This window comes from Planctomycetota bacterium (assembly GCA_016235865.1).
Lineage (GTDB): Bacteria > Planctomycetota > MHYJ01 > JACQXL01 > JACQXL01 > JACRIK01.
The window spans coordinates 1-12,681 of record JACRIK010000003.1; the positions used below are offsets into that span (position 1 = coordinate 1).

The window sequence follows — 12,681 nt, forward strand, 5'->3', positions numbered from 1 at the left end:
CCCCCCACCCCCCATACTATAATACCCCACCCCTTTGATAATACCCCCTCCCCCCCTTGCATTATACCCCCTCACCTCTTGCAAAATACCCCCTCGCCACTTGCGAAACACCCCCTCACCATTTGCGAATTACCCCCTCACCCCTTGCGAAATACCCCCTCGCCCTTTGCAAAATACCCCCTCACCCTTTGTGAAATACCTCCTCACCCCTTGCGAAATACCCCATCGTCTCTTGCGAATTACCCCCTATTCCCTTTTGTAATACCCCCTATCCCCTTTGGTAATAACCCCTCACCCCTTTTATAATAATCCTCCACCCCTTTGGAAATACTGCCACCCCCGGTTGAAAAATGACAATGAATTATGGCCCTGACTATTCGGCCGGCAGATACGCGTCCAGCCGAATCTCAAACCCCTTAACGCCTTTCCAGGTGCTCTTATAACCCTGGCTGGGCTCGTGAATCTCGGCTGCGCGGGCCGGATAAGACCTGACCTGTTCCTGATATTTAATGCCGCAGGCATTCAAGAATGTCTTGCCATTGACCATGCCGAAGAGACCGGGCTTGACTAATTTTACCGGAAAGACGGCCGCGCCTACTTCCCGATTGACCGGCTCAAAGGCAATCTTTTTCACCTCGGGGTCATAATAAAGTTTCAGATACTTGCAATCCGTTGGCTTGATAAAACTCTCATAGCAGACCCGGTTGAAACAAATCAGGCCGGTGGTCAGGATGCTGATGACCGGTTTCTCGCCCGTGACCGGCCACTTGCCCTTGAATGATTTATAAGACATATAATTTTCTCCTATTCTTATGGCGCCGCTTTCTTCTACCTATAATATAACCATTATTCTGGTTTTATCAAGTCGGATTTGGAAAATACTGAAGATTTGTTGGCCGACGGGATATTAATTCAATATGTTCGCCCCGCACATAAATTATGTGCTGCGGGTGTCCCCCGAATCCCCCACCCTTTTAACATCCCTCCTTATCTTGACATCATTCCCCGTATTTGATAACGAATGCTCTATGAACCACAAAGATAAATCCGCTTCAGCCGCGCTCATTCTCCTGTGGCTGATTGCCCTCCTGGCCGGCGTATCCGTTCCTTACGCCTGGCTTGAATTCCGGTCATCCCAATGGCTGGGAATTTATGACCGCTGGGGGCGGATGAACGACAAAGAATACGTCCGCCTGACCCTCAGGCAGTTCAGGGACGGCAAAGATAAATCCGGCATCCCGGTATTAATCAAGCTGCTCAACGAACAGGATTACGAAATCCGCTATCGGGCCATCGACGCCCTGATAGCCCTGGGCGCCAAAGAGGCCGCCCCCCGATTAATCAGGATGCTCACCGACCCCAGCAACGCCGTCAGATACAAAACAATATCCGCCCTGGGCGCGCTGAACGCCCAACAATCGATTCCCGCGTTGCTAACCGCGTTAACCGACGACGACCCGATGATTCGGGGCGCATCCGCGGCCGCCCTGGGTAACCTTCAATCCAAGGAATCAGCCCCCCGATTAATCAGCTTGCTGGACGACCGGCATCATTTTGTCCGGGAAAGCTCGGTCTTTGCCCTGGGCGCTATCGGCGCCAGGGAATCCATTCCGAAATTGATGAGCCTGCTGGATACCGAGGACTACTACCTCATCCGGCGCAACACGGTCGAGACACTGGGAAAACTCAAGGCCACCGAAGCAAAAGCCAAGATAATCACGCTGTTGCAGGACCGGGATTTGGGCGTGACTTACAAAGCCATTACCGCCCTGGGTAAAATCAATGCCCGGGAAACCATCCCGGAGATGATGAAGTTACTGACCAATCCTGATATGAATCTCCGCCGGCTGGCTATCGGCGCCCTGGCCGACCTGGGCGCCCAAGAAGCCATACCGGTCATCAAAAAACTGCTCCGGGACGAAAACGAACCGGTGCGCCAGGCCGCCGAGAAAGCCCTCAAACAACTCGGCCTAGACCGCGAATAGCGTGACTCCGCGCTTTACTCGCATCTGGCATCCCGCCCAATCCGAAAAATATCTCCGATTATTATTGATGCTCCACCATGAATAACCTATAAATGCAGCAATATTATTATAGCAAGTGGTCCGAAAAGCATTCGGGACCAAAGGAGCAGTCTATGACAGACACCATAAAACTAAAACTCGGTCTGGGCATTATCCTGGCCGTTGGTTTAATCGCCGGCTATTACGGGTGCGGCGGCTCGTCCTCCTCCGGCTCGAGCGCGCCGGCCGTCACCGAACACCGGGCTTATGTCTCCAATGTCATGAGCGGCACCGTCTCGGTTATCAACACCCAGACCAACGCGGTCATTGACACTATCACAGTCGGCATCACCTCCGGAGCCCTGGCCATCAACCCGGCCGCCAACCGGCTCTACATGACCGACTTGTCCAGCAACAAACTGGCCGTCATCAACACCCTGGACAACAGCCTGGTTGTCAGCATCACCGTCGGCTCATCGCCCCTGGCCGGCATCGGCATCAACACCGTGACCAAAAAGGTCTATGCGGCGGATTTCAGCGAAGGCGCCGGCGGTCAGAATGTTTACGTCATTGACGCCCTAACCAACACGGTTGAAGCCACTATACCCATCGGCGCCAACCGGCTCCAGGACTTTGCCATCGACCCAATATCCAACACCGCCTATATCACCGAATTCAGCACCAAGGCCGTTTACTTCATCAACACCATCAACAACACCGTGCCCATCAGCGTCACGGTCGGCAACGACCCGCACGGCGTGGCCTTTGACCACGCCGCCAACCGGCTTTACGTCACCAATCTCACCGACAACACCGTCTCGGTCATCAGCACGGCCACCAACACGATTGTGGCCACGATTCCGGTCAGCAGTACGCCCCAACTGATTGTGGTCAATCCGGCCGCCAGCCGGGCCTATGTCTCTAACGAAGGCGACAACAACGTCTCGGTCATTAACACCCTGACCAATACGGTCATTGACACGGTCACCGTGGGCAGCGGACCCTCGGGCCTGGAACTGGACGTCGCGGCCGGACGGTTGTATGTTACAAACGGAGGCGGCAATACCGTCTCGGTAATTAACACCACCAATAATACGGTGGTGGATACCATCACGGTCGGGACTGCGCCCGTCCGGGTGGCCATTGCGCCGTAATATAATCACTTATTTGACAATAAAGAAAGGAGTGTCTATGACAGACTCAACAAAGATAAAACTCGGCCTCGGCTTGATATTGGCCGTTGGTTTAATCGCCGGTTATTACGGCTGCGGCGGCTCCAGTTCCAGCGACTCCGGCTCTTCGGCCGTCTACGAGGCCCTGGGCATCACGGACACGGCCTTCGGCACCCTGGGCGTCGTCACCACAGCCATCAGCGGCGGTTCCGCGGCATACAGGGTTAAAATCCAGCCGGATGGGCTTATTGTCACCGCTGGATATGCGAACAGCCGCTTTGCCCTGGCCCGGTTCAAGTAGGAAAATAAAACAGCCCCAAATCAAATCCCCCTCCCCCTTCACCAAGGGGGGGGTATGGTAGTGGAAGGTTTAATCCAGAACGGTGTCGCTTATTATGGTCAACACCGCACCTGCAGTGATTAGATAGTCACCATGTAAATATTAGATGGCAAGCCTGTAAATATTGGATGGTAACGATGTAAAAATCAGGTGGTAACGATATAAATGTTAGGTGGTGACGATACAAGGATTGGATAGTAACGATGTAAAGATTGGAATGTATGCACTCTGGGGCCAAGAACAAAAAAGCTGGGAAGAAGGGCTATTTCGGTAAAACCGCGTCTTGTAACGCAGAAAAATTAAGGGTTACCGGGCGCGGTGTGTGTCACCTGAGCAGAATTTGGAGATTGACAGAAAGGAAGGTTGTATGAAAAGAAACCAGGTCATGAGTTATGTCCTGTGCCTGACGCTGGGAGTAAGCGCGCTGCTCTGGGGATGCGCCCCGCCCCAGACCCTGGATTCGGTTGAAGGCAAATTCACGGTTTTATTCCCGGCCGGTTTTCCGGCGCCCAAGAAAACGAGCCAGCTGGTCAGCACCGCCGTCGGCGATATCGATGTGACTCTTTTTATCTCGGAGAAGTCAAACGGCGCCTGCATGGCCGTGTTCAACGATTACCCGGCGGATTTCAAGGACCAGGCCGACCCGAAAACCGTCCTGGACAGTTGCCGGGACGGCGCAGTCAGGCAGGTAAACGGCGTCCTGAATAAGGATGAGGACTGTTCCGTGCAAAATTATCCGGGCCGTAAAATTTACTATTCCGCGGATTCCATGGGCCAGCATCTTTACGGGGTGCAACTGATCCTGCTGGCCGATAACCGCCTTTACCAGATCGGGTATGTCGGGTCAAATAAAGACAGCCTGACCAGCCCGGAAATCCAGGGATTTTTAAGCTCATTCAAGATTACCGGCCTTGAGACCCGGTAAACCCGGCGCAGAGAGGCCATTTACTCCCGGGGACACCACCCCGATGGCCATCGGGGGGCAGGACACATCGCACCGGCCAGCCCTTGATTCGCTCCGTTCGCTATTATCTTATTTGGGGAACTCCATTGGCGTGCCTTTTAGTTCCTCTGAATAAACATCAATATGGTTGACCTTGACCTCGTCTTTGAAGGCCAGCCACAGGGAGATGTTCTGCTCGGGCAGGCAAAAGGGGATAATCATGACCGCCTTTTTTTGGCCGGCAAAGTGGCGGCTCAGGTCGGTTATCTTCACCCCGGTCTCGTCCAGAATGTCGTATTGGAACGGCAGACGATGGGATGCGATGTCGTTGGAAAAACCCAGGTTTATCCGAACCTTGTTGAGCTTGAGCCGGCTGTGATTGGCCACGACCAGGCGGACGTAATAGATATAGGTTTTTTTGCCCAGGCCCAGGAATCCGGTCCGGGTCTTTTTGCCCTGTTCTATTCTATAGGCATAATCAAGCTGGTCTTTTATTACCGGGGCGGCCGGGGCAACCGGCGTTTCTGCGGTCTGGGTGGCTGTGATTGGCTCCGGGGCCGGAGTCGGCGTTGCCAGCTGTTCCGGCGGCCCGATTACGGCGGCCAGAGCTATCCATTTGTTGATATAAAATCCGGCCACCAGCGTGGCCAGGGAACCCAGGATGATTATCAGGATGCGGAATTTTATGAACAGATGAATTTGGGACTTCCAGCTGCCGATGACGCTGCCGCATTTGGGGCAGATGACGGCCTGCTTGTTGATGGCCTCGGTGCAGAGCGGGCAGATTTTTGTTCCGCTCCGGTTGGTGCTCACGGTCTCTGCTGAATTCGTTTCAGTCGGTTGGGCGTCCATATGTTTTTATTTTACCACCTTTCAGGAATGATGGCAAGTATTTTCCGCCGGGCCGGGTGTTTAAGGCTGTTGATAAGGCGTCAATCTGGGTATCTTAGCGCCGGGCGTTCAACTTTACTTTTTTCCCGCCGGTTCCTGGGGCGAACTGGAGCGTGATTTTTTGGCCATTTGCAGTGATATCACGCCAAACCAGATGCTGGCCAGACCGGCGACCAATGATTCTTTTTCTCCGAAGAAAACCCGGCCGATGATGTTGAGCCCAATCAATGCGGTGCCGACGCAGATAAGAAAGTAAGCCAGGAAGTATTTCCAGAATCCCGGTTCGGTGTTTTTCATGTTTTCTCCTCTGGCACCCTTATGGCGCTCACCCTTTGCTTTGCACAGGGCCATTGTTCGCGGGATTTTGCCCCGGACCGGGAAAAGGATTATTTGCCCTTTCCCTTGTGTTTGGGCGAATCCTTATCTTTGCCTTTATCCTTGTCCTTACCATGGCCGGGCGAGTCCTTGGCCTGGCCAGGCGGAATGTCTTTGGGTTTGGCCTGTCCGGGTGGGGTTTTCAGGTGCCCGGGCGGGATGCGCCCCATCCTGGCCGGCAGTTTCTGGTTTTCCACATAGACCCACGGGCCGTTGTGCCCGGCGCTGTGGAACCATTTGCCCTGGCAGTAGTAATACCAGGCGTTGAGATGGAAATAGACGTTCAGGCCGCTGACAAAGTAGACCTCGGGCGCGCCGTCCACCAGCACCAGGACCGGCCGGGCCGCAAACACCGGCGCCGGTACGGCCGGCATAATGACCAGCGTGGTTTGGCCATGCGGCGTGGAATGTGACGCCACGCATCCGCCGGTTAGCGCGAGCGTTATCAGGACCCCGCTGACCCAGAGAGTTGCCTTTTTCATAAAGACCTCCTTTTTATCCGGTCCATCATACCATTTCGGCTGAAAACAGGCAAGAATTATCGGTTGCGCGCCGGGAATATCAATAAGCCGTAAGTTATTATTTCCGGGGCATAAGCCATCCCCGTTATACTGACATCTTTTTGTAAGATTTTACTTGACTTTTAATTGCCGGGTAGTATAATCCAGCCTTAATATAATAAAAACTTAATAGAAGTAATCCCGGCAAAAACTGGTGGGATAATGGCGCCTGTAGCGCCATAAAGGGAGGTAGAGAATATGGCAAGAAAATTGTTGCTATTGTCGCTGGCTGTCATTTTGATGGCCGGGGCGTTCAGCTGCGGTGGCGGCGGCGGTTCCGAAGCCGGTTCGTCGGTCAAGAAAGGAACCCTTAAAATAACCGTGGGTAAGAGCTAAACCCATTTAAAACACCTTTCCAACCGAAGGCGGATCCGCCTCCGGCGGAAATAACAAACAAGAGGAGATTCCAATATGAAATTGATAAAATACCTGCGGAACCGCAGCCCTTACAGGATAAACTCCGTCTCGATTATTTCGGGAGTGTTATCTGTGGGTTTCCTGCTGCTGATGAATGCGCTGGCTTTTGCCGTGGCGCCGACCGAAGCCACGCCGGATGAATACAAGGTGACCTGTTATAAGACCGAGATTTCCACCAACGGCACCACCTGGGTGACCTGCTTTGACAAACCGGCCGGTGAATTAGTGGACCTGGCCTCTCCGACCGGACCGGGCTCGCTGTTCGGGCAGGGCGATGTGCCGGAAGGGACTTACAAACACATCCGGATTACGATTATGAACACTATTACCTATACCTGCGCCGCCGCAAGCATACTTACCGATACCGGTTTTAATCCTTATCTGGTTGCGGCTGATGCCCATGTGCCGGTGTATTTTTCCATTGACGGTGGAAGCACCTGGAGCAATGACGGCTCGGAATTATTAAGGGCGTTTCCCCTGCCGGACCCGATTAAGGTGGAATATAACACCTCAACCAAGGTGGTAATAAACTTCATCATTACCAACTCCTTGAAAAATAACAGCGGATGGAGCCTGGAGCCGCCGGTGATGAATGTCTCCAGCGTGGTCATCAAGACCCTGGCCGTGACTTTTACGGGCGGGGATTATTTCTTTGACCGGAGCAATATCAATATCGATATCCCAGCCATTACCAGCACGATTACGCCGACCTATATGCGGTTTTCATCCGGTTGGGGTATGATAACCTTCAGCGCTCCGTTATCAAACGAAGGTGTCTACACCATTACGGCCGGGGCAAACAATACAGAAAATAGCCAGACGATTGATAGCTCTGGCGGCATTTCCGGAACGATTAATACTCCGGAAATCTATATGGGCCCAACCGATATGACCGGGACATATTTTATCGACCCGTCCGGTTTTCTCAATATGCTGATGCCGGAATCCGGCATCATCCGCGGCGCGGTCTCGGATGACGGCCGGGTCTTTATCGCGGTCGAGGCCGAGGTGGCCGATAGTTACCATATGATTTATGCGGTCAAGAAAGAGACCCAGTTAGCCCGGGACCTAAACGGTAAATTTATCTTTTGTATGTATGGAAGCCGTATAACTGCCGCGGTAGATGATGCGACCGGTTTACCATATCCTCAGGGTCACAGAATGAGATATCAGGTGGAACTGGGAATGGTGGACATTAACGCAGCGGGCAACGCCCTGACACCCTCAGGGATTAGTAATAATGTAGAAATCCTAAGGCCGTTGAGCGATACCCAATATACTGATTTACCTATGACCGAAGCGTATAGCAATACGCAGTCCGGGACGCTCCATACCGATACCAACGGCACCTGGACCCTGAATGGCGGCGACTCAATGATGCAGGGCTATACGCTGCCTGATGATTCGGTTACCCTGCTCTGCGGAAGTACAATAACCAATACCTCAATATACACCGATACCGGTATTACATATACTACTAATGTAATGCAATTCGGCGTGGTGCTTAACCCGGTTACCAGCACTTCGTTTGTCGAAGCAGACGTGGTCGGCTCTTACACCTTTGTCTATCGGGGCGACGAGTATGGCCAGAATGGCGGGATAAGCACGACCATGTTCTGGGTGATGCTGGGCCGGATTAATTTTAACGGGACCGGCGGTTTTACCGGAAGTATCACTATGTCTGAACGGGGTTCAGTTTCCACCGAAGAGATTACCGGGCAATATGATGTGGTCAGTGAAATAATTGGCGCCGCGGGCGCGACCATGTCGGTCAGGGTAATCAGATTGTTCGGGAGTTCTGTGGGCGCTATTGACCCGCGCAACGGGCCGCACCTGATAATGACGCCGGATAAAAAGGTGGCGGTGGTATATGTCCCGGCCACGGAATGGCTTCCGGACGGAGATGCCAGCCCGGTTGAAACAGATAATCAGGCAAGAGGCCTGGGCTTTGCGGTAAAAACCAGATAGGGAAATACGGTAAGTCCAAAACCCCGCTGCCTTCCCCGATAAATATCGGGGCGGGGGCGGGGTTTTTTATTCTTCCGGTCAATCCCGGAGACTTATTTGCTTTGGTTCCTATACTTATCGATAATATCCTGCCGGATGGGACAAAAGACGTCCAGCATTATGAACGGTTCATCGCCGACACAGGTATCCCCGTGCGGGACATTTGCCGGGATGCAATAGAAATCGCCTTTTCCCACGCTCCGTTCCTGGCCGCCGATACGCAGTAGCGCCCGGCCGGAGTAAACTATCCCAACCTGCTCATGCGGGTGGGCATGGATTTCCACGGTATGCCCGGGTAGGGTGGTGTTAAGCGCCATCATGGTTTTCTCGCCGTTGAGGCCGGTCAGAATTACAGTTTCCAATCCCGGCCGCTGGGAAAACTTGGGCGCGCCGGACGGATTGATAAAATACGAGTTCATATAAATCATCCTTTCAGCCTGCCGATTCAGTGAGACGCCCCGACTGCCCGGAATATCTTATTCGCCGTCGACCGGCGGCGCGAAGTAGATAAAATCACCGACTCCGGAAGACAGCGCTTCCCGGAGCGTGGCCTCTTTGCCGGCCGTGTTTTCATCAACCCCAACCGGTATCAGCGTTTTGTACGATGCCGGATACCTTTTGTAAGAGCGTTCGGGGATGTTGAATTTGTATTTAATATGGCCGCTGCCGGCGACGACGACGATCTGACAGGCCTGATCATTGGCGGATTTAAGGCAATTGGCTATGGCCTCACCGAAGGTTTCATCCCAGATGCACTGGAGCAGATACATCCGGTCTTCGTCGAACGCGCGCGCCATTTTCTTCATCGGTTCAAACGACTTCATCACGAACTCGCGATGCGCCTTATTGGAGGTATCAATGTCCCGGGCAATAAGCTTCTGCTCGCCCGGCGTAAGTTTGTCCCAGCCCTCGTCAGCCAGCTTGCTTTTTATCGCCTTTTCCACGTTCAGCCCGAGCAGTTTCAGGCCGTTGGTTTTGGCGTAACGAACCAGCCCGATGTAGTATTTTTCATACCAGTCGTTGCTGAATCCCTCCCGGACCGCCGCATCGAATTCCGGTTCGGTGATTTTCCCGGCAATATAGTCGTCGCAGACCGGCTGTTTAGAACGGTACAGGAATTCCATGGCCAGGATGGCCTTGGGGTTTTTCCGGGCGATGCCCCGGAGAATATCATCCTGTATTTTGTGATGGGCCGGGTTGGTATGCGATTCGGCCACATAAATAACCCGGATATCCTTCAGCCGTTCCAATAAGGCGTCATAATCCAGCACCTCAACAGTGCCCAGGTCGACGTATTTATTATAGAGATCCGGTATTTTTAACGAGGCCAGCGCGGCCGCGGTCTTTGAAATCGCCCCGGCCTGGGCGGCGTCCGGTTTATACCCGGCGCTAAAACGGACGGGCGGGTTGTCCGCACCTGCCGGCGCCTCCAGCAGCTTTTTTGCCTCCGGCGGAATGACAATCGGGGCGCCCTTGTTATAGTCCGAATAATTCATCTCCATTTTTACCTTCATGCCTATCCCTTCGGCTTCTGCCCTGCCCGGACCGCCGCGTTTCATGGTGGCTTCCAGGCTAAGAATGACCTTGTATAAAAGGCAGGTGTTTTTTTCCACCCACATCTTTACCGATATCTTATCAAATGAGCCGCCCATATTCTGCATCTTGCCCAGTGCCTTGTTTAATACCTCGGCTTTAACCGGCACCTCGATCACCTGATACGCGACGTCCTGTATTTTTTCCTCGGGGCTGAAGGAAAAATCCTGATTAAGGTCCAGGATTGCCGTAAGCGTTTCCGGGGCTATCCTGAAAAATGACGTCATCTCGGACTGGCCCGGCAGCGGCCGCGCCCATTCCTGGCTGGCCGGATCCAGCAACACCGCATTATTCCCGTCTAAATAGCCCTCAAAGCGCGTTTTCATTAATCCCTTGTTCCCGTCCATCACTTCGCCGACGGAATAGGTCAGGTTGCCAGAGCTGGTATTGACGCAGTCAAGAATCACTATTTTCACTCCCATCGTTTCCATGCCGACTACTATTTTGGTCGAGACGCTTTTGGCGCTGTGCAGGTTTTCCGACGCCTGTTTGATAACCCCCCGGGCATCCTTAATTGCTTGGGGCCCGGATGCGCACCCGGCGAATAATGCCGCCGATATTATCAGGGCGTATATTGGCAGATATTTTCTGTTGACCGGTTTCATAAGTTTTTCCTTTCTTGCCCCGGTAAATTCCGGGGACATCCTTCAAAATCAGAACATAGTATTCGGTATGCAGGCCCAGCCTGCCGTTTATCAAGCCCGCCGCCCAGACCCGGAGCCCTTTTTATTGGGTCTTGTCAACGAACGTGCCGCCGGTAATATCGGCAATGGTTTTCATCAAGTAGGTATTGGCCTTGTCGCCCTTGGCCATCGGGTCGGTGTTATTGGGGTCCAAAACGCCGACGGCAATGGTGTTGATTTTTATCCGCCGGGTTTCGTTTATCTTGCGGATGGCGTCAACCATCTCAGCCGGGTCCGATATCCGGCCCAGGTTCGGGTTACCGTCGGTCAGCAGGAAAATAGTGTCGGCGCCGTTAACCGGCTCGACCGGAGAGCCCTTGCCGCCCCCGGTAATCACCCGCTTGGGCTCGTTCGCCTTGGCCGGAGCCAGCGTCAATTTATAGGCCGCCTCCAGAGCGTCGTAAATATTGGTCCGCCCGGCCGGCACCTGGTTGTCAACGGTTTTTATGGCGTCCATCTTGTTTTCGTTGGTCGCCGGCACCAGCTCTTTTTTCCAGATTCGCACGTCGTTACTATAAAATACGATGGAAAAATAAACCTTGGAGTCCAGGGTGTAAAGGGTGTTGATTAATTCTTTCCGGACCGAATCAATTCTTCTTTTGACCGGACGGCTGTCGACCTCTTTTTTCTTCTTTTTCAGTTCTTCCGGAACCGGCGGCGCGGCATCGGTCCCCGATTTTTTCTTGTCATCACCGGTTATGACAACCTTGTCTTTTTCCGGCTCCTCAGGGACCGGCGCCTCTTCTTTGGCCGCCCATTCCATGCTCCGCGATACGTCCATGACAAAGACCACCCGGTTCGATTCGATTTTGGTGCCGTAGTATTCCCCGCGAATCACGGACCGGGTCTGGCCGGGATTTTTGGCGTCGCCCGGGCTGTCCGGTATTTCCCGGTTGAGCTCTTCCAGCAGGCTTATTAACGCGGCCAGGACGCGGGATTCGATGTTTTTGTCATTCATGGCTTCGACGATTTGCTTGATGCTGGCCGGAGATTTTAGCGCGCGTAAATAATCAATCGCCGCCAGTTTGACTTCCCAGGCCACCAACTGAACCAGCAGCTTACCGGCCGGCTCCAATCCGTCCGGCGCGTTCAGTTCCCTTAAGGCATCGAGCGCGGCTATTTGCAGCGCCGTTTCTTTTTCGTTGACCAGTCCGGTCAATACCTTGACGGATTCGGGTTGGTTGATGCCGCCCAGGGCCTTGACCAGGTAAAAGCGCCCGCGCCAGTCAGCCGTTGGATTGGCCACACCCTTGATGATTAAGCTGACGGCTTTAGCGTCGCTTAATTTGCGCAATCCCAGGACGCAGGCGTCAATCACCTTGATACTGACCTGTTCCTCTTCCTTACCGTTTTTGTTGCGGGCCAGCTCGTCGGCCAGCTGGCTGATTAACAGCCCGGCCGCTTCAGGCTCGACGGTTGAGGTTATATTTTCAGCCAGACGCACGGTTACGGCAATCCGTTTCCCGGCGTCATTGTTTTTGCTGTCCTTGAGGAATTCGTCTTTTGCCGTTTTCCATTCGGCATCGCCGCCGGATGAGAATAGCGCTGCCAAGAAGACCAGGCCTGATGCCATAATAAGGATGCAGGATTTTTTTATGCTCATGATATATCTCCTTCTAATATCCCGGTGCATAACGTCATGCACGATGCAAACCTTTCTTGATTGTTTTCCAGCCTATCATTTTTCGGGATGCAAG

13 protein-coding genes are annotated in these 12,681 nt (G+C 53.3%); 6 read left to right on the forward strand and 7 right to left on the reverse strand.

Annotated features, from left to right (window positions below; genetic code table 11):
- Positions 1 to 373 precede the first annotated feature (373 nt).
- A complete protein-coding gene (locus tag HZA49_01445; GenBank protein ID MBI5778105.1) occupies positions 374 to 793 on the reverse strand; it encodes a hypothetical protein in 420 nt (139 codons plus the stop codon).
- A gap of 235 nt (positions 794 to 1,028) precedes the next feature.
- On the opposite strand from HZA49_01445, the gene HZA49_01450 reads away from it, so the two are divergent.
- From HZA49_01450 to HZA49_01465, 4 genes are all read left to right on the forward strand, one after another.
- Positions 1,029 to 1,985 carry a HEAT repeat domain-containing protein gene (locus tag HZA49_01450; GenBank protein MBI5778106.1) on the forward strand — a complete coding sequence of 319 codons (957 nt, stop codon included), beginning with the start codon at positions 1,029 to 1,031 and terminating at the stop codon, positions 1,983 to 1,985.
- 152 nt (positions 1,986 to 2,137) lie between these two features.
- The gene (locus HZA49_01455; GenBank protein ID MBI5778107.1) at positions 2,138 to 3,157 is read left to right on the forward strand and encodes a YncE family protein; all 1,020 of its coding nucleotides are present in this window, start codon (positions 2,138 to 2,140) and stop codon (positions 3,155 to 3,157) included.
- Between the two features lie 37 nt (positions 3,158 to 3,194).
- Positions 3,195 to 3,476, forward strand: a complete 282-nt coding sequence (locus tag HZA49_01460) for a hypothetical protein (GenBank protein ID MBI5778108.1) — start codon at positions 3,195 to 3,197, stop codon at positions 3,474 to 3,476.
- Between the two features lie 406 nt (positions 3,477 to 3,882).
- A complete protein-coding gene (locus tag HZA49_01465) occupies positions 3,883 to 4,440 on the forward strand; it encodes a hypothetical protein (GenBank protein MBI5778109.1) in 558 nt (185 codons plus the stop codon).
- A 108-nt stretch (positions 4,441 to 4,548) separates the two neighbouring features.
- Here the strand turns inward: HZA49_01465 and HZA49_01470 are convergent, their stop codons facing one another.
- From HZA49_01470 to HZA49_01480, 3 genes are all read right to left on the reverse strand, one after another.
- Positions 4,549 to 5,310, reverse strand: coding sequence for a hypothetical protein (locus HZA49_01470; protein MBI5778110.1), 762 nt, complete (start codon positions 5,308 to 5,310; stop codon positions 4,549 to 4,551).
- A gap of 114 nt (positions 5,311 to 5,424) precedes the next feature.
- On the reverse strand, positions 5,425 to 5,646 hold the full coding sequence (locus HZA49_01475; GenBank protein ID MBI5778111.1) for a hypothetical protein: 222 nt from the start codon (positions 5,644 to 5,646) through the stop codon (positions 5,425 to 5,427).
- A gap of 89 nt (positions 5,647 to 5,735) precedes the next feature.
- On the reverse strand, positions 5,736 to 6,206 hold the full coding sequence (locus tag HZA49_01480) for a hypothetical protein (protein ID MBI5778112.1): 471 nt from the start codon (positions 6,204 to 6,206) through the stop codon (positions 5,736 to 5,738).
- 276 nt (positions 6,207 to 6,482) lie between these two features.
- Here HZA49_01480 and HZA49_01485 point away from each other — a divergent pair, with 276 nt between their 5' ends.
- Complete coding sequence (locus tag HZA49_01485) at positions 6,483 to 6,620, forward strand: hypothetical protein (protein MBI5778113.1); 138 nt, start codon at positions 6,483 to 6,485, stop codon at positions 6,618 to 6,620.
- Between the two features lie 75 nt (positions 6,621 to 6,695).
- Entirely contained in the window at positions 6,696 to 8,669 is a 1,974-nt protein-coding gene (locus HZA49_01490; GenBank protein ID MBI5778114.1) for a hypothetical protein, read from the forward strand.
- A gap of 92 nt (positions 8,670 to 8,761) precedes the next feature.
- Here the strand turns inward: HZA49_01490 and HZA49_01495 are convergent, their stop codons facing one another.
- From HZA49_01495 to HZA49_01505, 3 genes are all read right to left on the reverse strand, one after another.
- Positions 8,762 to 9,127 carry a cupin domain-containing protein gene (locus HZA49_01495; protein MBI5778115.1) on the reverse strand — a complete coding sequence of 122 codons (366 nt, stop codon included), beginning with the start codon at positions 9,125 to 9,127 and terminating at the stop codon, positions 8,762 to 8,764.
- Positions 9,128 to 9,184: 57 nt separating this feature from the next.
- Positions 9,185 to 10,906, reverse strand: a complete 1,722-nt coding sequence (locus tag HZA49_01500) for a ChaN family lipoprotein (GenBank protein MBI5778116.1) — start codon at positions 10,904 to 10,906, stop codon at positions 9,185 to 9,187.
- Between the two features lie 121 nt (positions 10,907 to 11,027).
- On the reverse strand, positions 11,028 to 12,587 hold the full coding sequence (locus HZA49_01505) for a VWA domain-containing protein (protein MBI5778117.1): 1,560 nt from the start codon (positions 12,585 to 12,587) through the stop codon (positions 11,028 to 11,030).
- Positions 12,588 to 12,681: the final 94 nt, after the last annotated feature.